This window comes from Flavobacterium sp. (genome assembly GCF_046153165.1).
Classification (GTDB): Bacteria; Bacteroidota; Bacteroidia; order Flavobacteriales; family Flavobacteriaceae; genus Flavobacterium.
In genome coordinates, this window is sequence record NZ_JBJXEN010000017.1 from 26,155 (window position 1) to 51,995 (window position 25,841).

Genomic DNA, 25,841 nt, shown 5'->3' on the forward strand with positions numbered 1-25,841 from the left:
AATGTTTAAATGTCTAGAAATCTAAAAAAAAATGTATTTTTGTGAAGCGAAAGAATTTCTTTCGCTTCATTAATTTTTAAATGTTCTTACAAAGTGTTAAACAGACGACATATTCGAGTTAAAGTAATGCAGACGCTATATTCTATGCGTCAAACACAATCAGATAATTTGGAGAAAGAAGAAAAATTCTTATTTCAAAGTATCGAAAATGTACAAGATTTATACCTAATAATGGTATCTACATTGGTCGAAATTCAATCTAAAGAAGACACACTGATAGAAATTTCCCGTAACAAACACCTAGTTACTAAAGAAGAGAAAAATCCTAACCTAAAGTTTGTAAACAATAAAGTTTTGAATATTCTAACCGAGAATAAATCATTACTAAATGCACTCGAAGACAGAAAAATAAACAATTGGAAGCTTAACGACGATTACATTATAATTTTACAACAAGCCATCAAAGAAAGTTCTTTGTACGAAAATTATATGAGTAATACAAAATCTAATTTTGAAGAAGATAGAGATTTTATTGCTTCAGTATTTGCCGAAATCATTGCTCCAAACATTAAATTATACGAGTACCTAGAAGACCATAAACTAACTTGGATAGATGACATTCCATTAGTAAACACATTAATTCTAAAACAATTAAAAGCAATTCAGAATACTGAAAATGGTAATTTCTTTGTCCCAAAATTATACAACGATACAGAAGACAAAGAATTTGTAGGAAATCTGTTTAGAAAAGTAGTTCTTAATGACAAAGAGTTGGCAAAAGAATTTGCAGAAAAAACGCCAAATTGGGAAGCAGATCGTATTGCCGAAATAGATACAATTATCTTAAAAATGGCTATTTGTGAATTTTTAAAATTCCCATCTATTCCTGCAAAAGTTACAATTAATGAGTATCTTGAACTTGCTAAAGAATATTCTACACCTAAAAGTAGTATTTTTATAAATGGAATTTTAGACAACTTAGTCAAAGAATTTGAAACAAATGGTAAGTTGAAAAAAACAGGAAGAGGTTTAATGTAAAATAATAAATTTATGATTAAAAATATAATGACTTTTATTGTAGTTGCATCATTATTATCGACTGCATCTTGTAAAAAGAAAGACCCAAATAGCTCGATTATTCTTGACAGTAATAATATGGTTGTAGCGCAAGACCAATCAGATCAAATGGCTCTTGTCCCAAAGAAAATCATGAAACCTGGAGAATATCCAAAAATTGAAATTGAAAACTCCGATTTCGATTTTGGTAATATTACGCAAGGAGATAAGGTATCCCATGTATTTAAGTTTAAGAATACAGGAAAAAGCGATTTGGTAATTTTAGATGCTCATGCTAGTTGTGGATGTACTGTTCCTGAGTGGACAAAAACTCCTATAAAAAATGGCGAAAGTGGTGAAGTAAAAATTAGCTTTAACTCTGAAGGAAAAATGGGTTTACAACAAAAAACAGTAACATTAAGGACAAATACAGAGATTGGTAGTGAGATTATTAATTTCAAAGCCAATATTAATCCAAAAACAGGAAAAAAATAATCCTACAAAAAAAATAAACTAAATCATCATGGCACAATTAACACAATTTTTACCATTTCTTTTAATGTTTGTTGTAATCTATTTTTTTATGATTAGACCACAACAAACCAAGGCAAAAAAAGAAAGAGAATTTGAAGCATCACTAAAAGTGGGTGACAAAATAGTTACAAAAAGTGGCTTACATGGAAAAGTAGCTGAGTTAGCAGAAAAAACAGTTATTATTGAAACAATGTCTGGGAAATTAAAAATGGAGCGTTCAGCAATTTCTAACGAAATGAGTGAAGCACTAAATAAAAAATAGTTTCTATTTTTTATTTATAATATGTAGTTAATAGATTTAACTACTTTACTAAAACTACTGGTAAAAAGGGTATGATGAAAATAAGTTTCATTATATCCTTTTTTTATATAAAAAACTCAAATACTATTTTTTTTTTACATAAAAAAAGCCTTGAAAATTAATTTTTTCAAGGCTTTTAGACTTTAACTTTTATACTTTAGCTTCTTCTAGGTCTCTTAGGTCTAGAATCTGCACCAGATTCTGAAGGGCGTGGTGTAAAACCTGAACGTCTCTCATTTCTTGGTGCTCTATCAGAAGATTCACTTCTTCCAAAACCACCTTCTCTTGGAGCTGATCCTCTACTAAATCCACCTTCTCTTGGAGCTGAACTTCTTGATTCGCTTCTTGGTCCAAAAGCTCCACCACCAGATCTTGGTGCTGAACTTCTTTCTCCTCTAAAACCTCCGCCAGAACTTCTTCCTCCACCAAAACCACCAGAACTTCTTCCGTTGTGATCACGACGTCCAGAACTTGAACCTCCACCATCATTTTTAGAAATCTCAACATTTATTCTTCTTCCGTTAAGGTCGAATCCGTTAAGCACTTCCATTACTTTATCAGTATGCTCAGCATCTGTATTAAAGAAAGAGAAACCTTCTTTTACATCTACTTTAAATACATCATCACGACCTAAGTCTAGTGTTTCTTTTAAGAAATCTTTTAGTTGCATCCAATCGAAATCATCTCTAGAACCAATATTTACAAAATAACGAGTTGCTCCATTATTATTGTTTTCTCTTGGTGCTCTTTCATCACGTTCACGTCTGTCTGAACCTGAAGATTGATTAGAAATATCTCTATTTTTCTTATAGTAATTGATAAAACGATTAAATTCTACCGATACCATTTTCTTAATTAGCTCTTCTTTAGATAAATCTTCTAAAACGCTATTGATAGCTGGTAAATAGTTGTCTATTTCGTGATCAACTTCAGTATCTTTAATTTTGTTCGCTAGGTGCAATAATTGGATTTCACAGATTTCTATTCCAGAAGGAATTGTTTTTTCTTCAAACTTTTGTTTGATAATTCTTTCGATAGAAGAAATTTTGCGAATTTCACTTTTAGTTACAATAACAATAGAAGTTCCTAATTTTCCAGCACGACCAGTACGACCAGAACGGTGATTATAGGTTTCTATTTCGTCTGGCAATTGGTAATTTACTACGTGAGTAATATTATCAACATCGATTCCACGAGCAGCAACATCAGTCGCTACAAGCATTTGGATTTGTCTACCACGGAAAGCTTTCATTACTCCATCACGTTGCGCTTGAGATAAATCTCCGTGCAAAGCTGCAGCACTATACCCATCTTCCACTAATTTCTCAGCAACAGCTTGTGTATCACGTTTTGTTCTACAAAAAACTACCGAAAAAATGTCTGGATTAGCATCTGCTAAACGTTTTAAAGCTTCGTAACGATCACGTGCATTTACTAAGTAAAATTCGTGAGAAACAGTTGCCGAACCTGAGTTTTTAGCACCAACCGTAATTTCTTGCGGATCATGCATAAACTGTTTTGCAATTCTAGCAACTTCTTGTGGCATTGTAGCCGAAAACAACCAAGTGCTTTTTTCGTCTGGAGTTGTCGATAAAATGTTTACAATGTCTTCATAGAAACCCATGTTCAACATTTCATCTGCCTCATCTAATACACAATAATTAATCTGAGTAATGTTTACCAATCCTCTATTAATCATGTCTTGCATTCTGCCTGGAGTAGCTACAATAATTTGTGCGCCTCTTTTGATGTCTCTTGCCTGTTCTGTAATACTTGCACCTCCGTAAACGGCCACTACATTAATACCTTTTTCGTATTTTGAGTAGTTTTTAATCTCGTTTGTAATTTGCAAACATAGTTCGCGAGTAGGTGATAAAATTAACGCCTGTGTATTTTTGTTGTTGGCATCAATTTTTTGAATAAGCGGAAAACCAAAAGCTGCCGTTTTCCCTGTCCCTGTCTGAGCCAACGCAACTAAATCAATGTCTTTTTCCAATAGCATAGGAATCGCTTTCTCTTGCACTTCGGTCGGATTCTCAAATCCTAGATCGATAATCGCACGTTGTAGCGACTCACTCAATCCTAATTGTTCAAATTTGTTCATTATTTATTTTTAAATTCGGTGCAAAAGTACACCGAATAAACGAGATAAACTAATGTTAAATTGAGAATTAAAAATTTATTAATAATTGAAAATCAATAAGTTAATTTTCAAAGAAGGCTATAAGTTGTCTCGTTGCTATGCCGCGATGGCTAATATTTGCTTTTTCATTGAGTGAAATTTGCGCAAACGTATGTTGATAACCTTCAGGTTGAAAGATGGGATCGTAGCCAAAACCTTGATTACCAAATCTCTCATTTGTAATATTTCCTTTTATAATCCCTGTAAAAAGATACTGCTCTCCATTTATATTTAAACAAATAACGGTTTTGAATTGTGCTTTTCTATTGGTTTCATTTTCTAATTCAAATAATAATTTAGTCATATTATCATTGTCATTTCTTTGTTCGCCAGCATAACGAGCTGAAAAAACACCTGGTTGACCATTTAGTGTCTCTACTTCTAAACCAGTATCATCAGCAAAGCAATTGTAACCATATTTTTGTGTTACATAGTTGGCTTTTAAGATTGCATTGCCTTCAATAGTATTTGCAGTTTCCGGAATTTCTTCGTGACAACCAATATCTGAAAGGCTTAAAATTTTGATGCTTTCAGGCAGCATGCTTTGTATTTCTTGTATTTTATTTTTGTTATTTGAAGCAAAAACTAATTCCATATATAGTTGTCTTAATTTATCTTTTCTAAACAAAAGGCTCTCAATTCTTCAAAAAACAAAGTAAATTCTTGTTCAAATTCTGAATAAAACTCTTGTAATTCGACAACTGCCTCTTGCATGTTTGCTCTATGCTTTGTTCGATAATCCATCTGAAATAAAATTATTTCAATTCCTGCAATTGTAGCATAGCTAACCAACCAATTTCTTTCTGTCATATATGGCAAAATTTCTTTTGCTTTTTCAGAAAGAATATTATAATTATTTTCTAATAACATATAAAAATTAGCAGCATAATCTTCTAACCTTTCATCAGAATATACACCCCAGTTCTTTGCTAAAAAATGATCATATAAAATATCCATAATTACCCCAGCATAATGCCCATACTTTTCGTGCAAACGATGTTTACTTTTTCGGTAAATAGGATGTGCATCAGTAAAAGTATCTATATGACGATGCAAAATAATTCCATTCTTCACTTCTTCTGGAAAATTTAAATAATCGTTTCCTCGAATACCATCGGCCATAAAATTGCCGATTTTTAGTAAATCGTTATCTCCAGAAAGAAAAATATGGGCTAGGTAGTTCATTTTAAGAGTCGCTAAGGTTCTAAGAATCTATTTTGCAAAGGTTTTTGTAAATATATAAAAAAACTTAGTCCTTGACACCTTTGTTCTTTGAACCTTTTTATATTTGTATTTTAAAATAAAAAACAAAAAATGACTTTAATAAAATCAATATCTGGTATTCGTGGAACTATTGGAGGAAAAGTTGGAGACAATTTGACACCAGTTGATGCCGTGAAATTTGCTTCGGCTTATGGAACTTTTCTAAAACAAAATAGTAATAAAGACAAATTGAAAGTCGTTATAGGTAGAGATGCTAGAATTTCAGGACCAATGATTCATAATTTGGTTATGAACACATTATTAGGTTTGGGAATTGATGTAATCGATTTAGGCCTTTCTACCACTCCAACTGTCGAAATTGCCGTTCCCTTAGAAAATGCTGATGGCGGAATAATTCTTACTGCTTCTCATAATCCCAAACAGTGGAATGCATTAAAATTATTAAATGCCAAAGGTGAATTTTTGAGCGGTGACGATGGTGCAAAAATTCTAGAAATAGCAGACGCTGAAGCTTTCGATTTCTCGGATGTAGATACTCTAGGAGAGATCACCGTTAACGATTCTTATATGGATATTCATATTGATGAAGTATTAAATTTACCTTTAGTTGATGCCGAAGCAGTTGCTAAAAGAAAATACAAAGTAGTAGTTGATGCTGTAAATTCTTCGGGAGGAATTATTATCCCTAATTTGTTAGAGCAAATGGGGGTTGAAGTGGTGAAATTATATTGCACGCCAAACGGAGACTTCCCGCACAATCCAGAACCATTGAAAGAACATTTGGGTGATATTTGCAAATTGGTTCTCGAAGAAAAAGCCGATTTTGGAATTGTTGTAGATCCTGATGTAGATCGTCTGGCTTTTATATCTAATGATGGAGAAATGTTTGGAGAAGAATACACTCTTGTAGCATGTGCCGATTATGTTTTGAGTAAAACGCCAGGAAATACGGTTTCTAACATGTCATCATCTCGTGCTTTACGTGATATTACGAACAAACACAACGGAAGCTACCAAGCTAGTGCAGTTGGTGAAGTTAATGTTGTAGAGTTAATGAAAAAAACGAATGCTATTATTGGAGGTGAAGGTAATGGAGGAATCATTTATCCAGAGTTACATTACGGTCGTGATAGTTTGGTTGGAGTTGCTTTATTTTTAACTTATTTAGCGAATCAAGAGAAAACCGTTGCTGAATTACGTGCGAGTTATCCACAATATTACATGAGCAAGAATAAAATTGAATTAACGCCACAAATAGATGTCGATGCGATTCTAACTGCCATGACAGAAAAATATAAGAATGAAAACATTACCACTATAGATGGTGTAAAAATAGATTTTGCAGAAAACTGGGTGCATTTACGAAAATCGAATACTGAACCTATTATTCGTATTTATACCGAAGCAGCAACACAACAAGAAGCAGATAAATTAGCTTTACGAATTATAGACGAGATTAAAGAAATCGCTGGAATTTAAAACAAAAATCCTTTCAGAGTTAAAATTCTGAAAGGATTTTTGTTCACATAAAAACTATAAGATTATTAGGAATCTATTTCTTTTTATCTGTGTCTTTTTTGTAATCACCTGAAGCAGTAATTTGAGCAATTTGAACAATCACATCAATTGCTTTTTGGATACTTTCTACAGGAACATATTCGTATTTCCCATGAAAATTGTGTCCTCCAGCAAAAATATTAGGACATGGTAATCCTTTGTATGATAGCTGACAACCATCGGTTCCGCCACGAATAGGTTTTATAAGTGGTTTAATACCTAAATTTTTCATGGCTTTTTCGGCAATATCTATAATATGAAATACGGGAACAACTTTTTCTTTCATATTGTAATATTGATCTTTTACATCAGTAATCACAATATCTTCACCAAATTGTTTGGCATATTTCTTATTCATTTTTTTTGTGATAGTATGAATAAGTTCTTTTCTCTTTTTAAATTTTCTTGCATCGTGGTCACGAATAATGAGTTCTAAATGAGTTTCTTCAATACTACCTGAAAGTTGTGTTACATGGAAAAACCCTTCGTAACCTTTTGTTTCTTGAGGAATTTCATCTTTTGGTAACTCATTAATAAATTCGTTAGCCAATAGCATAGAATTTATCATTTTTCCTTTTGCATAACCAGGATGTACACTTTTTCCTTTAAAAGTTATTTTAGCTCCAGCAGCATTAAAATTTTCATATTCTAATTCTCCAATCTGGCTTCCGTCCATAGTATAAGCCCAGTCGCAAGCAAATTTTTCCACATCGAAATGATGTGCGCCACGACCTATTTCTTCATCGGGTGTAAAACCTACACGAATTTTTCCGTGTTTAATTTCTGGGTTTTTAATAAGAAATTCCATTGCCGAAACAATTTCTGTAATTCCCGCTTTATCATCGGCACCAAGTAATGTTGTACCATCGGTTGTGATTAATGTTTGCCCTTTGTAAAGCAATAAATCTTTAAAATATTTAGGAGAAAGTACTATATTTTTTTCTGCATTTAATACAATGTCATTACCATCGTAATTTTTTACAATTTGAGGTTTTACATCTTTTCCTGTAAAATCTGGAGTGGTGTCAAAATGAGAAACAAAACCAATAGTAGGAACTTCGTGAGAAACGTTACTAGGCAAAGTTGCCATAATGTATGATTTATCATCTATAGTAACGTCTTGCATACCAATAGCTTTTAGTTCTTCAACTAATTTGTTAGCTAAATCCCATTGTTTTGCAGTACTTGGTGTAGTTTCTGAGTTAGGATCAGACTCCGTATCTATAGTTACATAGCTTATAAAGCGATCTATAATATGTTGCATATTGTATATTTATAATGAGCAACAAATGTACTATTTTTTATATTTATTTTGTAATTCTAACCATTTAATAAGTTCTTTTAAAATCTAATTATATGCAACGCTTTTTTATTTATAATGAGAAAAGACTTAACAAGTTCATTAAGCCTTTTCTTAATTATAAAATAATAAAAATATTAATTCATAGGAATTGCGGTCAATTGATTTTCAGACCAAAATGAACTTCCTACTCCAGACATACCAAATGTTGCAGGAGTAGTTCCATATTTCGTGATATTTGCCCACAAGTAAAACCTTATTACTCCTCCAGAAGTATTGTTTATAATTGTTTGTCCATTTGCGATTCCAAATTCTGTTGGACCTGCTAAAATTCCTGATATCAATCCACCTGACAGAATATAAGGGTTTGATCCTACAACAGTATTACTCAAATAAAGAGAAGTTCTAATAAAAGCACTTTGTCCGCTTGTTAAAATAGTAGATCCTGCTAGTAGATAAGTACCAAAAACCATCCATTTCCCAACAGGCAAATCGATATAAGCATTACAGTATGTCATTGCCGATTGACCTCCAATTGGAGTTCCATTCCCAAAATTAGCTCCTCCTCCAGCAAAAACTCCAGTTATTGCGGATTTGATAGAATTAGTTGTCACCCAAGAAGCTACCCCTGTTGCATCACTTACAAGTACTTTACCAGTTCCTTCTGTTCCATCGGTAATTTTTATTTTGCCTGTTATATCCAATTTTTGGGATGGATTTGGATTTCCAATTCCAATATAACCATTATCTTTTATCCGCATTCTTTCTGATAGACTTCCTAAACCATTTTGTGACGTTAGAAAAACTAAATCCATAGCTTCGAAACCAGCTGTATTACTGTTTATGTTCCCTCCTATATAACTAGAAATAATATCGTTTCCTGATGTATTTGTCGTAGAAAAACAAATATTCGGGTAATTACTTCCTGGCGCATTCCCTTTTATAAGTAAACCGCCATAACCTCCGAAATTTTTTTGATCAATCGTAATCTGTCCGTTTACATCTAGCATAGATGTTGGTGTTATAGTATTTATTCCTACTTGTGCAAAGGAATTATAGCTTAAAGCCAAAATAATGAGTGTATAAAATCTTTTCATAACGACTATTTTTTAATTTATTGATAATAGTAGCATGGGGCAATCTAAAATCATATTATTTATATTTGATTCATTTTTAAAAAATCGTCTCGTTATCTATTTAACGAGACGATTAGAAAACAACTAAATCAAACAAACTTTAATTTGCAGCATATAAAATATTTGCACCGTGGACCCAAACAGAGTTTGTCCAGTTCCAATATCCGTACCAATCATTGTTTGCAGGAGCTGTCGCAGATCCATCACCATTAGTATCTCCACCATGAACGTCATCTTTAATAGAAGTTAGAAAAGCAGATGGGCTTAAGGATAGAGAACCTATATTTAGTCCATAAGTATTTCCTGTAGGGAATTTCATTACAACACCAGCACCAATAGTTATAGAACCAGTACTTTTTTGCAAATAACCATCCATAACATAAGGAACTTCTGTTTCATCTATTGTAACCGCTATATTATTTCCAGCATCAGGATACATCCAAATACAGTTTCTTGCATTTTTTTGTGATGGATTCGCAGGATTACTATAGGAATTATTAGGATTTATTGAATAAGTAGCGCTCAAATAAATTGGATAATAATTATCATAAAACACATTATTTGTAAAAACAGAAATACTTGGATTGCTCATATATGATCCTGCATAGAAAGCAAAACCACCAGTAAAGTTAGTTCCGTTTGCTGTATGAGCAAAACTACAATTATCAAAAGTAAACGATGGTCCAGCAACAGATACTATTACCGCAGAACGATAACCACCATCATTTGCACCTGCATAAAGAAAATCGCAGTAGGTAAAAATATGTCCTGTTCCACCGTTTAAGTAAAGATTAAGCCAATCTCCTTTTTGAGGAGTAGTTGCCGTTCCATCCCCATTTGTATCTCCACAATAGGAATCATCTGCAATAGATGTAAATACGATTCTATTAGTAGAAGTCCCATTAGCTAAAATTTTTCCGCCGTTATTTACATCGATATTACCAGCGCTGCCCAATTTTATAATAACCCCTGGTTGTATAGTTAAGTCTGATGTTACTGTTATTGTTCCTGTTATAACATATACATTACCTGTTGTCCAAGTAGTTGGCGTACTAATATTTCCTGTTACATTTACAACTGGACATCCAGGACTTGCTAAAGTAGTAAAGACTTTATCTTCCCCATAAACAGTCTCTGTACTATTTTTTGCATAAGCTCTAACGTGAATAGTTGTACTCGCAGGAAAGCCAGTAAAAGTATCAGAGAAAACCCCATTTCCTGTACCTATTTGTAACACATCATCATTTGTAGGATCGTCTACAGTTGGATTTACGGTAAGACTTATACAAACACCTCTATCCGTAACTGGGCTTCCCCCATCGTTTGTAACATCTCCTCCTAATGTAACTTGAACATCTGTAATACCTGTAGGAGTTGCAGTTGTTACTGTTAATACATTTGATACTGGTAAAGGTTCTTCGTCTGGAGTACAAGAAAAAGCAAAGCCAATAAGGCAAATAGCTAATAATAAATTTAATTTTTTCATAGTTCTGTTTTTTATTGTTTTAATCGTTATGTAAAATTATTTTAAAACAAAAAACCTGTATTCATATAAAATAATGATTTTAAATATCCTACTTTTATAGGATAAAGAGATGTTAATCTTTGAGTTACTTTGTTAATTAGAATTCTATTTAGATTTTAAATAGAAGAATATTTCAATAAAATTGAAAATCAATTGATTATTAGATGAGAAAATCATTACTTATAACTGGAATATTTTTTGTACAACTTATGGTTTTCGGACAGCAAAAAAAATCAGATAGTTTGAAACAAATTATTACTCAAATTCATAAACTCCCAACAGACACCTCTCAGATAAGACAATTAAGTTATTTAGGATATGATATAAGAGAAGTAGATAGTTTGCTCTCAAAAAAATTGATTACAGAAGCATTAATAAAAAGTATTTCTATTAAAAACTATGATGCTATAGCTAATAGTTACAGACTCTTAGGTCTTTGGAACAGTAGTTTCGATTATAAAGATAAAGCATTTGAATGTCATAAATCATCATTGATGGCAGCAAAAAAAAACAACCATTTATATCTAATGGCTGGGGCTTATTTTAACATGGGCAATGTAAAATATTGGAAAGGAGAATATGATAGTTGTATCGACTATTTTCTAAAAGCACAAGAAATATTTGATAATCCGAAAATATTTGAAGATAAAACACTCACAAATAGAATACTTGACAAGAGGAAATCGGATTTGTTTTATAATATGAGTGCTGTTTTTAACACATTAAAAAACTTACCCAAAGCAGATGAGTATATAAATAAAGCTTTAACTATTGCGAATAAGTATAAGAATATTACTGTTATTGCTTTTTATACACAACAAAAAGCTGATAATTATTTTGAAAACGGTAATGTTGAAAAAGCACTTCATACTAGATTGAAATATTTGCCTGAATTAGAAAAAGGACAAATTCCAAAAACTTATTTACAAGGATATTACCATAATATTTCTCAAGAATATTTTGAGATGAATAAAATAGACTCATCAGAAATTTTTGCACAAAAAAGCTTACATACAGCTAAAGAAATTAAGATTAAAGATGGAATAGCGAATTCTATCTGGCAACTAGGAAGAATAGCAATGAAGAAAAAGCAGTATGCTAAAGCTGAGAAATATTTTGATGAATGTAGTAATTATTATTTGCAAAGTGAAGATCCTACAGAAAAGAGAGGATATTTTGAAGTAATGCATCAGTTTATGTTTGAGACCAAAAGATATAAAGAAGCATATCAATATTTTAAAAAATATTCAACATTAAACGATACTATTTTAAACAGTGAGCGCACATTACAGTTTTCTGAACGTGAAGCAAAATATGAATCTGAAAAAAAAGACAGCCAGATAAAACTGCAAAAAACGACTATAAAACAAAAAAATATCTTCAATTATGCACTTACTGTAACTGTTTTTGCACTTTTTATTATTGGATTTTTAGGATATCGCAATTACAAAAACAAACAAACCATACAATTACAGTATATTAATAAATTAGAAACCGAAAAACAAATAGACGCTGCCCAAAATATGCTACAAGGTGAAGAAACAGAGCGAACGAGATTAGCTCGTGACTTACACGATGGATTAGGAGGAATGTTAAGCGGAGTAAAATTTCAATTAAATAGTATGAAAGGAAATGTGATATTATCAGAAGAAAATGCCATCGCTTTCACGAAAAGCATTTCACAATTAGATAACGCTATAGCTGAAATGCGCCGTGTAGCACACAATATGATGCCCGAAGCATTATTGAAATTTGGGTTAAATGACACACTTAAAAATTATTGCGAATCGGTTTCTCAAGATGTAGAATTAGAGATCTCTTACCAAAGTTTTGGAATGGAAAAACGACTCGAACAAAGTACCGAAATAGTAATTTACAGAGTTGTACAAGAATTATTGAATAATACAATAAAACATGCCAAAGCGACAAACATTAACATTCAACTTTCTAGAAATAAAAATATTATTTCGCTAACAGTTGAAGACAATGGAAAAGGATATGATACAAGCATAACTAAGAAAAACGGAATAGGCTTGTCTAATATTCAACATCGAGTTGATTATTTGAATGGTAAAATGGATATAAAATCGGACGAAAAAGGAACATCAACACATATTGAATTTGAAGTAGTATAAAATGAAAAAAAAAATATTTATAGTCGATGATCACCCCATGGTTATAGAAGGTTTTAAAGCCCTACTTAAACAAAATGAAGATGTTTTTGTTGTTGGAACCGCTGAAAATGCTTTCGATGCTTTCGATTTTATCAAAAAAAATGAAGTCGACATTGCTTTTCTTGATATCAATTTACCTGACATTAGTGGTATTGAGTTATGCAAGAAAATAAAAAGTGAGTTTCCCAAAATTCAATGTTTAGCTTTAAGCACTTTTAATGATAGAAGTTATGTTTCTAAAATGATAGAAAATGGAGCAAGCGGCTATTTATTAAAAAATTCATCAAAAGAAGAAATCTTTCAAGCCATTGATGAAGTTTCTAAAGGAAATATGTTTTTTAATGTCAATTACCAGAAGCAAAATACTTCAAAATATGATCAATCTCCCATTATTACTAGAAGAGAAAAAGAAGTTTTAATAGAAATTGCTGAAGGACTTACCAACCAGCAAATTGCCGATAAACTTTTTATTAGTATCACAACTGTTAGCACGCATAGACAAAACCTAATGCTCAAATTAGATGCAAGTAACACTGCTTTATTAATTAAAATGGCTGCTAAATTTGATTTGATATAAAAAACCTTTCAATAATCTAAATTTTAGTTTATTTCAACTTTTAATAAATAAAGGAAATATCTATTGATATATTTTTGACTTTACTTTTTTTAGCAATTACGTTTTTACATAATTCTAAAATTAAAATTTCATTAAAACTTGTTAAATAAAGATTAGAATAAATACCAAACAAACATTTTTGAGTATTTTTGTGACACTTTATAAAAAACGACTCCAAAATTTATTATGGAAAAATTAAAATCAATATTATTTTCAACAAGATTAATGGCTATATTATTTCTAGGTTTTGCAATTGCAATGGCTACTGGAACTTTTATAGAAAGTAAATACAATACAACAACTGCTCGAATTTTAATATACAATTCCTGGTGGTTTGAAGGAATTATGTTAGTATTTATGATAAACTTTATTGGAAATATAAAGCGTTATCAATTATTAAAAAAAGAAAAATGGGCAACGTTGCTACTTCATTTATCATTTGTTTTTATTATTGTTGGCGCTGGAATTACTCGTTATATTAGCTACGAAGGCATGATGCCTATTCGAGAAGGCGCTTCAGAAAATCATTTTTATTCTGATAAAACATTTCTATCTATAAATGTAGATGGACAGTATAAAGGCGAAATGAAACGTCGTACTTTCGAACAATCGGTTTTGTTTTCGCAAGCAACTAGAAATAGTTTTTATTTAAATGAAATTTTCGATAAAACACCTTTTACGATAGAGTTAAAAAACTTTATTATGGGTGCAAAACAAACCATAAAGGAAGATAAAAACGGCATTTTATATTTTAAAATGGTCGAATCTGGAGGCGGAAAACGTAATGAACATTTTTTAAAATCAGGTGAAGTACAAAGTATCAATAATATACTTTTTGCTTTAAATAAATACACAAAAGGCGCTATAAACATCAATACAACTTTAGGAGCTTATACAATAAGTACACCGTTTGAAGGTCAGTTTATGAGAATGGCCGACAAACTACAAGGAAGAGTAACTAAAGACGCTACCGAACCACTAATGATGCGATCTTTATATAATGTAGGTGGTGCACAATTTGTTTTTCCTGAACCTGCAAAAACTGGAACAATAGGTTATGAATCTAGCAATAATTATAAAGCAAAAGAAGAAGATGATGCTCTTGTTTTAACAATAAAATCGGAAGGGCAAGAACGAGAAGTAACTCTTGTAGGTTCTAAAGGAAAAATGGGAGAACCAAAATCCGTAAAAATTGGAAATCTAGATTATACTCTTTCTTTTGGGAGTAAATCATACGAATTACCATTCAAAATAAAACTAAATGATTTTGCTGCTCAAAAATATCCAGGAACCGAAAAAAGTTTTTCTTCGTTTGAAAGTCAAGTTACAGTACAGGATTCTCCAAAGGATTTTGATTATAAAATTTTCATGAATCATGTTTTAGATTACAAAGGTTATCGTTTTTTCCAATCTTCATTCGATCCAGATGAGAAAGGAACTGTTCTCTCTGTAAGTCACGACTTTTGGGGAACATGGGTTACATATATTGGTTATTTTATATTATTTTTTGCTATGATGGCTATTATGTTTACTAAAAATTCTCGTTTTGCCGATATAAAAAGAAAATTAGAAGTTGTAAAAATTAAAAAAGTAAATCTTACAATTCTATTTTTATTATTTGGATTAAGTGGTTTTACACAAAATCATCAAGGTAAAATGCCAACCGAAAAACAAATAGATTCGTTATTAGAAAAATATAAAGTTAGTGAAGTTCATGCCGAAAAATTTGGAAGATTAATTATTCAAGATGTAGGTGGCAGAATGAAACCTGTAAATACCTTTTCGTCAGAATTACTTAGAAAAGTTAGTCATTCCGATACTTACAAAGAAATGAATTCTGATCAAGTATTCCTCTCGATGACACAATTCGCACAAGTTTGGTATGAAGTTCCATTAATATATATTAAACCCGGAAATGATAGTATTCGTAATATTATTGGGATTGATAAAAAACAAGAATTTGCGAAATTTATTAATTTTTTCGATGAAAAAGGAAATTATAAATTGTCTCCATATTTAGATGATGCTTACAAGTCAGCGAATCCTAATCAATTTGAAAAAGATTTTGTAGAGACCGACAAAAAAGTAAACCTAATGAATTCTGCATTATCTGGAAGTATTCTTAAAATTTTTCCGATTCCTAATGACGAAAACAACAAATGGGCATCGTATGCAGAACTTAATCATGTAGGATTAAAAGGAATGGATTCGACTTTTACCAAACAAATCTTACCTATTTATTTAATGTCGTTAGAAAATGCTACTTTAAAAAATACGTACAAAGAATCAGATTTTTATCTTGATGGAATCAAGAAGTTTCAAAAAAAATATGGTAGTAAGGTCATGCCAACAGATAAAAAAGTTTCTTCAGAAATTTTATATAATAAATATGATCTTCTTCAAAAACTTCCTTATTGGTATATTACAGCTGCAATATTAATGTTGTTTTTTACCATTTTACAAATTTTTAAAGAATCTAAAGCAATTACATTTTTAGTCAATTCGATGCATGTTGTCATTGGGTTACTATTTGTTTTACACACTATTACACTAATTGCCCGATGGTATATTTCTGGTCATGCACCATGGAGTAATGCATATGAAGCGATAGTTTATGTAGCTTGGGCAACTATGTTTTTTGGATTAGCTTTCGATATAAAATCTAAACTAACGGTAGCTTCTGCAGCTTTTGTATCTGCAATGATTTTAGCAGCAGCTTATGCTAATTGGATTGATCCAGAAATCGCAAACTTACAGCCAGTACTTAATTCATATTGGCTTATGATTCACGTAGCAGTTATTGTAGCTAGTTATGGTCCATTTGCTTTAGGTATGATTTTAGGTTTTGTTTCTTTGGTTCTTATCTTTTTTACCAATGAAAAAAATAAAACAAAAATGAATTTAAATATTCAAGAAATTACCTACATCAATGAAATGGCTCTAACGATTGGATTAATAATGCTAACTATAGGAAATTTCCTTGGCGGACAATGGGCAAACGAAAGTTGGGGACGTTACTGGGGATGGGATCCTAAAGAAACTTGGGCTCTAATAAGCATTATGGTTTATGCATTTGTAATTCATGCTCGTTTTGTACCATCGTTAAGAGGAAAATGGACTTTCAATATAATGAGTATGTTTGCTTTTGTATCTATTTTATTTACTTATTATGGTGTGAATTTTCATTTGGTTGGTTTGCATTCTTATGCTAGCGGAGAAGCTAAGTCACTCGATTGGATTTGGTATTCATTAGGAACAATTTCATTAATTGGATTGCTAACCTACCCAAATTATAAAAAATACTATAAAAAGTAGATTTCTGTAAACTACAATTATAAATATTTTATATTCATTAGGTTATAATAAATTAAGAATGTTAAATCTTAACTATTTTTATCATTTTGTTTTGTAATCGTATTTAATAATTGCTTATATTCGTTTTCAGAAAACCAAAACGAACAAACCAATGAAGCAATTATTTTGTGCTATATCACTAATTTTATTAGTTAGTTGTAAAAATCAAGAAGAAAGTTTAAAAAATGTAACTTCCGACAGAGAAATAGTCCAAGCAAATATGACTGGAGAATCTATATATCAATTTAAAGTTAAAGATATTCAGGGCAAAGATTTTGATTTTGCTTCGTTAAAAGGCAAAAAAATAATGATTGTAAATACCGCTTCTGAGTGCGGATTAACGCCACAATACGAACAATTACAAGCATTGTATGATGAATTTCAAAAAAACAATTTTGTAATTATTGGGTTTCCTTCTAATGCTTTCCAACAAGATCCAGGAACAAATGCAGAAATAGCAACATTTTGTAGCAAAAATTACGGAGTAAAATTTCCTATGATGGAAAAAATATCTGTAAAAGGGGAAGATATGCATCCTTTATATAAATTTTTGACACAAAAATCAAAAAACGGATTAGAAGATAATACAGTACGATGGAATTTTCAAAAATATTTAATTAATGAAAATGGACATCTTGATAAAGTAGTTGCCCCGCAAACCCTTCCTATTGATGAATCGATACTAGATTGGATTAAAGCTTAAGTTATATAAATAAAATTGAAAGCCCAAAATTATAATTTTGGGCTTTTTTTTATCCTATTCTTAGCCCATTTTCAACATTTAAGTCTGGAGAAAGTAAAACAACATCACTCTCATTTCCTATCGAGCCAAGAACTAAACATTCACTCATAAATTTCCCTATTTGTTTTGCAGGAAAATTAACTACTGCTACAATTTGCTTGTTTAATAAATCACCTTTTACATACCGTTTAGTAATTTGTGCTGATGTCTTTTTTATACCAATTTCATTTCCAAAATCAATTATAAGCTGGTAAGCAGGTTTTCTTGCTTCTGGAAAATCATTTACTTCAATTATAGTTCCTATTCGCATTTCTACTTTCTCGAAATCTGACCAAGATATTAGGCTCATAAGTATGTTTTTAAAAAGATATTCAAACAAATCATCAAAAATAAAAGTACAAAAAAAATCCTCCGTTTTTCAACGAAGGATTTTTTTATATATTAATTTTAAATATTATGCATTTGCTTTCGCATGTCTTGTATCTATCTCTTCTTTATCTTTTGCAGACATTGTATCAACTAATACTGGTGTTGCAATAAACAAAGATGAATAAGTTCCTACTGCAATACCTACTAACATTGCAAAGATAAATCCTCTAATTGATTCTCCACCAAAGATGAACATAATCAATAATACTAATAACATAGTTAATGAAGTATTGATAGTTCTAGATAATGTAGTGTTAATCGAATCATTTACGATTTGGTTAAAGTTTCCTTTTCTGTTACCAGCAAGAAATTCTCTAATTCTATCAAATACAATTACAGTATCATTCATCGAATAACCAATAACTGTAAGGATTGCTGCAATAAAGTGCTGATCCATTTCCATGTGAAAAGGCATAAATTTATAACATAAAGAGTAAATACCCAATACAAATATAACGTCATGTGCAACAGCTGCTAATGCTCCTAATGAATATCCTAATTTTCTAAAAGATACCACTAAGTATAGCGCTACAACCAACATAGCACCTAAAACTGCCCAAAATGAGTTTGTTTTAATATCTGCTGAAATAGCTGGACTTATTTTTGATGCTTGTAATACACCAAGTTCTTTACCATCGTAAGAGTTTATAAACTTGTCATAAGTCATACTTGGAGAAAAGTGTGATTTAAGAGCATTATATAGTTTTTGATTCACTTCTGTATCAACACTTACTCCTTCTTCTTTAATCTTGTATTTTGTAGTTATCTTAAGCTGATCGTCTGTTCCAAATATTTTAGCTTCAGCACTTTCAAAAACATCTTTCTTTGATAATTCAGCAGCAATAGCTGTTGGTTCTACTGTTTTTTCAAATTTAACTTGAAAAGTTCTTCCTCCAACAAAATCGACACCTTGATCTAATCCATTTACAAAGAATATAGAAACTAAACTGATAATAATAACACAAGATGAGAAAATATAAGTTCCTCTTTTTATTTTCAAGAAATCAAAATTGAATCCTGTAAACCAGTTTTTAGACCAACTGTTTGCAAACTCTAACTTAGTTCCATTACTTACAGCTCTTTCTAAGAAGATTCTTGTAATAAAAATAGAAGTAAATAATGAAGTTATAATACCTATTAATAAAGTTAATGCAAATCCTTTGATAGGTCCTGTCCCAAAAATATAAAGGATAGATCCTGTTAAAATGTGTGTTACGTTTGCATCAATAATAGAACGCATAGCCCCTGTCCAACTAAAAGATTTTTTAACTGCCTCATCAAGACTTAATCCTGCACGTAATTCTTCTTTTGCTCGCTCGTATATAATAATGTTAGCATCAACAGCTGTACCCATTGTTAAAACGATACCTGCAATACCTGGCAATGTTAATACAAAACCAAAACTTGCCATTACACCAAAAAGGAATAATAAATTGATTCCTAATGCAATGTTTGCATACCAACCTGATTTACCATAATAGATTAACATCCATAATGAAACAAGTAATAAACCAACAATAGAAGAATTTAAACCACTATCAATAGCTTTTTGTCCTAAGGATGGCCCTACCACCTCAGATTGCACAATTTCTGCAGCTGCAGGTAATTTACCAGCACGCAAAACATTAGCTAAATCTTTAGTTTCATCAATAGTAAATGAACCTGAAATTTCAGAGCGTCCACCAGCAATTGGTCCAGAAGAAACACCTGGAGCCGAGTAAACAACATTATCTAAAACAATAGCAATGTTACTTTTTTGAGTATAAGCTCTTCCTGTTAGTTCTTCCCAGATTTTTGCTCCTTTACCATTCATTTGCATCGTTACAGATGGTTTTCCTGTTTGGTCATACGAATTAGAAGCATCTACAAGTACGCCACCACTCATAGGAGGTGTGTTTGTTCTGTTTCCTTTTAATGCATATAATTCTACAACATCACCTGTTTTTTCAGATGGTTTTCCCCAAACAAATTTAGTATCTGCTAAATCACTTGATAATAAAGCTTTGATATCTGCACGTTTGAAATAACTATTAATTACCGCTGTATCTTTAGATTTTACATAAGCCAACACTGGACTCCCTTGTTGACCTCCACTAACGATTTTACTGAAAAACGGCCCAGCATCTGCTTTAGTTGCAGTTGAGTCTTTTGCAGTTTTATCTACTAATAGTGAATCAATTTTTGAAGTTGCTTTTGGAGCTGCTTGTGCTACTGCTGATTTTTCAGTTTTCTTTAAAGCTTCATTTACTGAACCTAAATAATTACCAATTTCTTCAACTTTTAATGTTTCCCAAAATTCTAATTGAGCAGTACTTGACAATAATTTTTTAGCTCTATCTACATCTTTTGCTCCTGGAAGTTCAACAAGAATACGACCAGAAGTTCCTAACTTTACAATATTAGGTTGTGTAACACCAAATTTATCGATACGCTCACGAAGCACTCTAAATGCACTTTCGATAGATTCTTCAACTTTTTTGTTAATTACTTTTTTAGCATCAGAATCAGACATTTGCATTTTAATCTCTTCTGCTAAGTTTCTGTTTCCAAAAATATCTGGAGAAGATAACAATGTAGTTCCGTTAGAATTTGCATCAAAAGCTTCGTAAAAAGCATCTAAATAAGACTGATTACCTCTTTGATTTGTTTTTGCATCAGCCAAAGCCTTAACAAATACTGGATTTGTAGAGTTATTAGCTAATTGTTTCAAAACATCTTTAACAGAGATTTGCAATATCACGTTGATACCACCTTCTAAGTCAAGACCTTTGTTAATTTGTTTTGTTTTTACCTCATCATAAGTAAAACTTGTAAAACCTAAGTTAAACACTTTTTCTTTCCCTATCGAGTCAAGATATTTTACTTCTTTTTCTGGTTTTCCAGCTGCAAATGCTTTTGCATCACTTTTCACTTTATTAGCAACAAATGTGAAAGAAAGTTGGTAAATACTTACCAGTGCAAATATTATTGCAATAAATTTAATAAGTCCTCTATTCTGCATTCTGTGTAAAAATTAATTAATTCTTTGTTTGGTTTCTTTATTTTTGAATTATAAAAATAGGGTGAAAAACAATATCCTATTTTCACAAAACGTGCAAATATATAAATTTAACCACAAAGAACACAAAGAATTTCACAAAGTTCACTAGGTTTTTAGATTCTTTGTGAACATTGTGAAATTCTTAGTATAATTTGTAGTTAGTAAATTAAGCTAAAACTGATTTTAAATCAGCATTCATATTACGAACAGCATCAGCGCTTTTTGCAAATAATGCTTTTTCGTTATCGTTTAAGTTAATATTAACAATCTCTTCGATACCGTTTTTACCAATAATACAAGGTACTCCGATACAAATATCTGATTGTCCGTATTCCCCATCCAGCATAACTGAACAAGCAATCATTTTCTTTTGATTATTTAAAATACTATCTACAAGATAAGCAACTGAAGCACCTGGAGCATACCAAGCTGAAGTTCCTAATAATCCTGTTAATGTTGCTCCACCAACCATAGTATCGGCAGCTACTTTATCTAATTGTTCTTGAGAAAGAAATTCAGAAACTGGAATTCCGTTATAAGAAGCCAATCTAGTTAATGGAATCATAGTTGTATCACCGTGACCTCCTATAACCATTGCAGAAACATCGTTCGAAGGTTTGTCTAACGCTTTCGATAAGTAATATCTAAAACGTGAGCTATCTAAAGCACCACCCATACCTATGATTCTGTTTTTTGGTAAACCTGTAGCTTTCAAAGCTAAATAAGTCATCGTATCCATTGGGTTTGAAACCACCACTACAATAGTATTTGGAGAATGAACCAATACGTTTTCTACAACCGACTTAACGATTCCAGCATTGATGCCAATTAATTCCTCACGAGTCATTCCTGGTTTTCTAGGAATTCCAGAAGTAATTACAACAACATCACTGTTTGCTGTTTTAGAATAATCGTTTGTAACTCCTGACAATTGCGTATTAAAACCTGTATTAGTAGCACATTGCATGATATCCATAGCTTTACCTTCGGCAAAACCTTCCTTGATATCTAATAATACTACTTCACTTGCAATTCCTCTATAAGAAATAACATCTGCACAAGATGCTCCTACATTCCCTGCTCCTACTACTGTAACTTTCATTTTTAAGTTTATTTGTTTATTTGGTAATTCGTTTATTTATTAATCTAACTATTTGTTAAATGGTTTAACCAAATCAACAAATAATCAATTATCTTTTATGCGTCAATATTTGCGTATACTGCATTTTTCTCGATAAATTCTCTACGAGGCGGAACCTCATCACCCATTAACATTGAAAAAACTCTATCAGCTTCCGCTAAACTATCAATATTTATTTGGCGTAAAGTTCTGAATTCAGGATTTAAAGTAGTGTCCCACAATTGCTCTGCATTCATCTCTCCAAGACCTTTATAACGTTGAATTGCAGCGCTTCCTCCCATTCTTTCGTTGGCATCATCACGTTGCGCCTCATTCCAAGCATATTCCTTTTTATTTCCTTTTTTCACAAGGTATAATGGTGGTGTTGCAATATAAACGTGACCTTCTTCTATTAGTTCTTTCATAAATCGGAAGAAGAACGTTAATATTAAGGTAGAAATGTGACTACCATCAATATCGGCATCACACATAATCACTACTTTATGGTAACGTAATTTCTCTAAGTTTAATGCTTTACTATCTTCGGCAGTACCAATAGTTACTCCTAATGCTGTAAAAATATTTCTAATCTCTTCGTTTTCAAAAACTTTGTGATGCATTGCTTTTTCAACATTCAAAATCTTACCTCTTAATGGCAAAATAGCTTGAAAAGCCCTGTCACGTCCTTGTTTTGCAGTTCCTCCTGCCGAATCTCCCTCGACAAGGAATACTTCGCATTTTGCTGGATCTTGTTCTGAACAATCTGACAGCTTTCCTGGCAATCCTCCGCCACCCATTACGGTTTTGCGTTGTACCATTTCACGTGCTTTCTTAGCAGCATGACGTGCTTGTGCAGCCAAAATTACTTTTTGAACAATGATTCTAGCATCATTTGGATTTTCTTCCAAATAATTTTCAATCATGTCTCCAACTGCTTGAGAAACTGGAGAAACTACTTCTCTATTCCCAAGTTTTGTTTTGGTTTGCCCTTCAAATTGAGGTTCAGCAACTTTTACCGAAATAATAGCAGTTAATCCTTCGCGGAAGTCATCACCCGAAATTTCAAATTTCAATTTATCTAACATTCCAGATGAATCTGCATACTTTTTTAGAGAACGAGTTAAACCTGTTCTAAAACCTTGCAAGTGCGTTCCTCCTTCGTGCGTATTGATATTATTTACGTAAGAAAATATATTCTCTGTATAACTTGTATTGTAAATCAAGGCAACTTCAACAGGAATTTCTCCTTTGTCGTTATCCATCGAAATTACGTGCGCAATAATTGGCTCACGATTTCCATCTAAATAACGAATATATTCTTTTAGTCCTTCTGTTGAATGAAAAATTTCCGAAACAAAATTTCCGTCTTTATCTTTTTCTCTTTTATCTGTAAAAGTGATTGTAATTCCTTTATTTAAAAATGACAATTCACGCATACGAGCCGACAAAGTATCATAAGAAAACTCGGTTGTTTGTGTAAAAATAGAATCGTCTGGATAAAAAGTTACAATTGTACCTCTTTTGCTGGTTTCTCCAATTTGTTTTACTGGATAAAGCGCTTTTCCTTTTTCATATTCTTGTTCATAAATCTTACCATCACTACTGTGAACTGTCGCTCTCAAGTGATTTGACAAAGCATTTACTACAGAAACCCCTACTCCGTGCAGTCCTCCAGAAACTTTATACGAATCTTTATCAAATTTTCCTCCAGCACCAATTTTAGTCATTACAACCTCTAGAGCCGAAACACCTTCTTTTTTATGAATTCCTACCGGAATACCACGACCATTATCTTCTACAGAAACCGAACCATCTTCATTTATATCTACTCGAATCGTATCACAATGACCTCCCATTGCTTCATCGATAGAGTTATCGACAACTTCATAAACCAAATGGTGCAAACCACGAACACCTACATCTCCAATATACATCGACGGACGCATACGAACATGCTCCATTCCTTCTAATGCCTGAATACTATCTGCTGAATAATTATCCTTCTTAATTTCGTCGCTCATATAAATTTATTCTAAAAAATGTAATTTTTGTCTAACACGCAAATATATACTATTAGGAACGATTTTGAAACCAAAACCTACGATTTAGGGATGAAGTTATCAACAGTTTATTAATAATTATAAAAAAACGTCTTGATTTTTTCAAGACGTTTTTAAGAGAAAAATTTAAAATTGTTAGGCTAATATATTTGATTTTGCAATCTCTACATCAGCTTGTACATGTGCCGCATTAGCACGACCGCTTGGATCTTCGTTTTCTTGCCATTTTGGAATCCATTTTCGTACTGTTTCGGCAGCACTTTGCTGTGGATAATATTTATGAAAAATGGTTCTATAAAAATACGCTTCTTTAGTTGTTGGTGTGTTGTAAGAAAATAATTCTTTGGCCGAATCCAATTGTTCATCGGTCACTTTTGATGCACAATATTCGATTAATTGATCAATCCAGTTATAACCCACTCCATCAGAAAATTGTTCTTTTTGACGCCATAAAACTTCATCCGGAAGATATGGATTGTCAGAAGTGTCAAAGGCTTTACGAAGAATATATTTCTCTTTTCCGTCGTATGTTTTTGGTTGTTTTTCCTCTGGTTTAACCAGCATAGCAACATCTAAAAAAGTTTTATCAAGAAATGGAACACGAGCTTCTAATCCGTGCGCCATTGTCGATTTATCGGCACGAAGCAAATCGGCAGTGAATAGTTTCTGAACTCTTTCTATAGTTTCTTTTTGAAAATCTTCTGTTGATGGTGCATTTCTAAAATATAAATAACCTCCAAAAATCTCATCAGCTCCTTCTCCCGAAAGCACTACTTTTATTCCCATGTCGGTAATTGCTTTCGATAAGAAATACATAGGTGTACTTGCTCTTACCGAAGTCACATCGTAGGTTTCTAAATGCCAAATTAATTTATCTAAAATTTCAATTCCTTGCTCGATAGTAAAATGCACTTCGTGGTGCTGAGTTCCTAAAAATTCAGCTACTTTACGAGCAGCTTTGGCATCGGGCGCATCGGCATCTAAACCAATAGAAAAAGAATGCAAAGTTTTGCCTTTTTCTTTCAATAACCTTGAAGCAATTGATGATGTTAATGACGAATCTAATCCTCCTGAAAGCAATACTCCAATGGGCACATCACTCATTAATCGTTTGCGAGTTGCTTCGGTTAATGTGTCTCGAATCAATTTTAAATCTAGTTCGCTGGTTGCTTTTCTATAATCATCATATTCTGGTTTGTAATATTTAACAAATCCTGTTTTTGGCGTATAATAATGTCCTGGAGGAAAAGTTGAAAAAGTTTTACATTGGTCGGCAATAGGTTTCATTTCTGAAGCGAAATATATTCTACCTCTTTCGTCAAGTCCGTAATATAAAGGTTTTACACCCATTGGATCACGACCAGCAATATAATCGTCGCCATCTATAACCACAAAAGCGAAATCGCCATCTAATTGATTTAGAAAATCATACCCAAATTCTTCATACAAATGCACAATTACTTCCGAATCCGATTTGGTTTTGAAAGTATG

General features: G+C 31.9%; 19 protein-coding genes. 8 read left to right on the forward strand and 11 right to left on the reverse strand.

Annotated elements, in window-relative coordinates; all coding sequences use genetic code 11:
* Window positions 1–126: 126 nt before the first annotated feature.
* From nusB to yajC, 3 genes are read left to right on the forward strand one after another with little or no spacing between them, the layout of a single operon-like run.
* The gene (gene nusB, locus ACKVOV_RS02690; protein ID WP_409205236.1) at window positions 127–1,038 is read left to right on the forward strand and encodes a transcription antitermination factor NusB; all 912 of its coding nucleotides are present in this window, start codon (window positions 127–129) and stop codon (window positions 1,036–1,038) included.
* Between the two features lie 12 nt (window positions 1,039–1,050).
* Entirely contained in the window at window positions 1,051–1,551 is a 501-nt protein-coding gene (locus ACKVOV_RS02695; protein ID WP_409205237.1) for a DUF1573 domain-containing protein, read from the forward strand.
* Window positions 1,552–1,579: 28 nt separating this feature from the next.
* The gene (yajC, locus tag ACKVOV_RS02700; RefSeq protein ID WP_409205238.1) at window positions 1,580–1,852 is read left to right on the forward strand and encodes a preprotein translocase subunit YajC; all 273 of its coding nucleotides are present in this window, start codon (window positions 1,580–1,582) and stop codon (window positions 1,850–1,852) included.
* A gap of 196 nt (window positions 1,853–2,048) precedes the next feature.
* On the opposite strand, the gene ACKVOV_RS02705 is transcribed toward yajC, so the two are convergent.
* The 3 genes from ACKVOV_RS02705 to ACKVOV_RS02715 all read right to left on the reverse strand — a co-directional run bounded on the left by ACKVOV_RS02705 (window position 2,049) and on the right by ACKVOV_RS02715 (window position 5,258).
* The gene (locus ACKVOV_RS02705) at window positions 2,049–3,995 is read right to left on the reverse strand and encodes a DEAD/DEAH box helicase (RefSeq protein ID WP_409205239.1); all 1,947 of its coding nucleotides are present in this window, start codon (window positions 3,993–3,995) and stop codon (window positions 2,049–2,051) included.
* Between the two features lie 100 nt (window positions 3,996–4,095).
* Window positions 4,096–4,668, reverse strand: a complete 573-nt coding sequence (locus tag ACKVOV_RS02710; RefSeq protein WP_409205240.1) for a non-canonical purine NTP diphosphatase — start codon at window positions 4,666–4,668, stop codon at window positions 4,096–4,098.
* 11 nt (window positions 4,669–4,679) lie between these two features.
* Window positions 4,680–5,258 carry an ACP phosphodiesterase gene (locus ACKVOV_RS02715; RefSeq protein ID WP_409205241.1) on the reverse strand — a complete coding sequence of 193 codons (579 nt, stop codon included), beginning with the start codon at window positions 5,256–5,258 and terminating at the stop codon, window positions 4,680–4,682.
* 129 nt (window positions 5,259–5,387) lie between these two features.
* Between ACKVOV_RS02715 and glmM the strand changes: the two genes are divergently transcribed.
* Complete coding sequence (gene glmM / locus ACKVOV_RS02720) at window positions 5,388–6,776, forward strand: phosphoglucosamine mutase (RefSeq protein ID WP_409205242.1); 1,389 nt, start codon at window positions 5,388–5,390, stop codon at window positions 6,774–6,776.
* A 73-nt stretch (window positions 6,777–6,849) separates the two neighbouring features.
* Here glmM and pepT read toward each other — a convergent pair whose 3' ends face one another.
* From pepT to ACKVOV_RS02735, 3 genes are all read right to left on the reverse strand, one after another.
* A complete protein-coding gene (gene pepT, locus ACKVOV_RS02725; protein ID WP_409205243.1) occupies window positions 6,850–8,118 on the reverse strand; it encodes a peptidase T in 1,269 nt (422 codons plus the stop codon).
* Window positions 8,119–8,291: 173 nt separating this feature from the next.
* On the reverse strand, window positions 8,292–9,251 hold the full coding sequence (locus tag ACKVOV_RS02730) for a hypothetical protein (protein ID WP_409205244.1): 960 nt from the start codon (window positions 9,249–9,251) through the stop codon (window positions 8,292–8,294).
* Window positions 9,252–9,390: 139 nt separating this feature from the next.
* Window positions 9,391–10,776: a hypothetical protein gene (locus ACKVOV_RS02735; RefSeq protein ID WP_409205245.1), complete on the reverse strand. Its 1,386-nt coding sequence runs from the start codon at window positions 10,774–10,776 to the stop codon at window positions 9,391–9,393.
* Between the two features lie 203 nt (window positions 10,777–10,979).
* On the opposite strand from ACKVOV_RS02735, the gene ACKVOV_RS02740 reads away from it, so the two are divergent.
* From ACKVOV_RS02740 to ACKVOV_RS02755, 4 genes are all read left to right on the forward strand, one after another.
* The gene (locus ACKVOV_RS02740) at window positions 10,980–12,950 is read left to right on the forward strand and encodes an ATP-binding protein (RefSeq protein ID WP_409205246.1); all 1,971 of its coding nucleotides are present in this window, start codon (window positions 10,980–10,982) and stop codon (window positions 12,948–12,950) included.
* 1 nt (window position 12,951) lies between these two features.
* Complete coding sequence (locus ACKVOV_RS02745) at window positions 12,952–13,566, forward strand: response regulator (protein WP_409205247.1); 615 nt, start codon at window positions 12,952–12,954, stop codon at window positions 13,564–13,566.
* Window positions 13,567–13,791: 225 nt separating this feature from the next.
* The gene (gene ccsA, locus ACKVOV_RS02750; RefSeq protein WP_409205248.1) at window positions 13,792–16,920 is read left to right on the forward strand and encodes a cytochrome c biogenesis protein CcsA; all 3,129 of its coding nucleotides are present in this window, start codon (window positions 13,792–13,794) and stop codon (window positions 16,918–16,920) included.
* A gap of 151 nt (window positions 16,921–17,071) precedes the next feature.
* The gene (locus ACKVOV_RS02755) at window positions 17,072–17,662 is read left to right on the forward strand and encodes a glutathione peroxidase (protein ID WP_409205249.1); all 591 of its coding nucleotides are present in this window, start codon (window positions 17,072–17,074) and stop codon (window positions 17,660–17,662) included.
* Window positions 17,663–17,711: 49 nt separating this feature from the next.
* Here ACKVOV_RS02755 and ACKVOV_RS02760 read toward each other — a convergent pair whose 3' ends face one another.
* The 5 genes from ACKVOV_RS02760 to asnB all read right to left on the reverse strand — a co-directional run.
* Entirely contained in the window at window positions 17,712–18,050 is a 339-nt protein-coding gene (locus ACKVOV_RS02760) for a tRNA-binding protein (protein WP_409205250.1), read from the reverse strand.
* Window positions 18,051–18,155: 105 nt separating this feature from the next.
* The gene (gene secDF, locus ACKVOV_RS02765; protein WP_409205251.1) at window positions 18,156–21,131 is read right to left on the reverse strand and encodes a protein translocase subunit SecDF; all 2,976 of its coding nucleotides are present in this window, start codon (window positions 21,129–21,131) and stop codon (window positions 18,156–18,158) included.
* Between the two features lie 205 nt (window positions 21,132–21,336).
* Complete coding sequence (locus ACKVOV_RS02770; protein ID WP_409205252.1) at window positions 21,337–22,272, reverse strand: malate dehydrogenase; 936 nt, start codon at window positions 22,270–22,272, stop codon at window positions 21,337–21,339.
* 95 nt (window positions 22,273–22,367) lie between these two features.
* Window positions 22,368–24,311 carry a DNA topoisomerase (ATP-hydrolyzing) subunit B gene (gene gyrB / locus ACKVOV_RS02775; protein ID WP_409205253.1) on the reverse strand — a complete coding sequence of 648 codons (1,944 nt, stop codon included), beginning with the start codon at window positions 24,309–24,311 and terminating at the stop codon, window positions 22,368–22,370.
* 174 nt (window positions 24,312–24,485) lie between these two features.
* Window positions 24,486–25,841: asparagine synthase B (gene asnB, locus ACKVOV_RS02780; protein WP_409205254.1), on the reverse strand; the 1,356-nt coding region annotated here is incomplete at its 5' end.

Excerpts from the sequence above, each read along its gene's own strand:
- nusB (WP_409205236.1), top strand. The coding sequence starts at position 127 with ATGCAGACGCTATATTCTATGCGTCAAACACAATCAGATAATTTGGAG.
- ACKVOV_RS02695 (WP_409205237.1), top strand. The coding sequence starts at position 1,051 with ATGATTAAAAATATAATGACTTTTATTGTAGTTGCATCATTATTATCG.
- yajC (WP_409205238.1), top strand. The coding sequence starts at position 1,580 with ATGGCACAATTAACACAATTTTTACCATTTCTTTTAATGTTTGTTGTA.
- ACKVOV_RS02705 (WP_409205239.1), bottom strand. The coding sequence starts at position 3,995 with ATGAACAAATTTGAACAATTAGGATTGAGTGAGTCGCTACAACGTGCG.
- ACKVOV_RS02710 (WP_409205240.1), bottom strand. The coding sequence starts at position 4,668 with ATGGAATTAGTTTTTGCTTCAAATAACAAAAATAAAATACAAGAAATA.
- ACKVOV_RS02715 (WP_409205241.1), bottom strand. The coding sequence starts at position 5,258 with ATGAACTACCTAGCCCATATTTTTCTTTCTGGAGATAACGATTTACTA.
- glmM (WP_409205242.1), top strand. The coding sequence starts at position 5,388 with ATGACTTTAATAAAATCAATATCTGGTATTCGTGGAACTATTGGAGGA.
- pepT (WP_409205243.1), bottom strand. The coding sequence starts at position 8,118 with ATGCAACATATTATAGATCGCTTTATAAGCTATGTAACTATAGATACG.
- ACKVOV_RS02730 (WP_409205244.1), bottom strand. The coding sequence starts at position 9,251 with ATGAAAAGATTTTATACACTCATTATTTTGGCTTTAAGCTATAATTCC.
- ACKVOV_RS02735 (WP_409205245.1), bottom strand. The coding sequence starts at position 10,776 with ATGAAAAAATTAAATTTATTATTAGCTATTTGCCTTATTGGCTTTGCT.
- ACKVOV_RS02740 (WP_409205246.1), top strand. The coding sequence starts at position 10,980 with ATGAGAAAATCATTACTTATAACTGGAATATTTTTTGTACAACTTATG.
- ACKVOV_RS02745 (WP_409205247.1), top strand. The coding sequence starts at position 12,952 with ATGAAAAAAAAAATATTTATAGTCGATGATCACCCCATGGTTATAGAA.
- ccsA (WP_409205248.1), top strand. The coding sequence starts at position 13,792 with ATGGAAAAATTAAAATCAATATTATTTTCAACAAGATTAATGGCTATA.
- ACKVOV_RS02755 (WP_409205249.1), top strand. The coding sequence starts at position 17,072 with ATGAAGCAATTATTTTGTGCTATATCACTAATTTTATTAGTTAGTTGT.
- ACKVOV_RS02760 (WP_409205250.1), bottom strand. The coding sequence starts at position 18,050 with ATGAGCCTAATATCTTGGTCAGATTTCGAGAAAGTAGAAATGCGAATA.
- secDF (WP_409205251.1), bottom strand. The coding sequence starts at position 21,131 with ATGCAGAATAGAGGACTTATTAAATTTATTGCAATAATATTTGCACTG.
- ACKVOV_RS02770 (WP_409205252.1), bottom strand. The coding sequence starts at position 22,272 with ATGAAAGTTACAGTAGTAGGAGCAGGGAATGTAGGAGCATCTTGTGCA.
- gyrB (WP_409205253.1), bottom strand. The coding sequence starts at position 24,311 with ATGAGCGACGAAATTAAGAAGGATAATTATTCAGCAGATAGTATTCAG.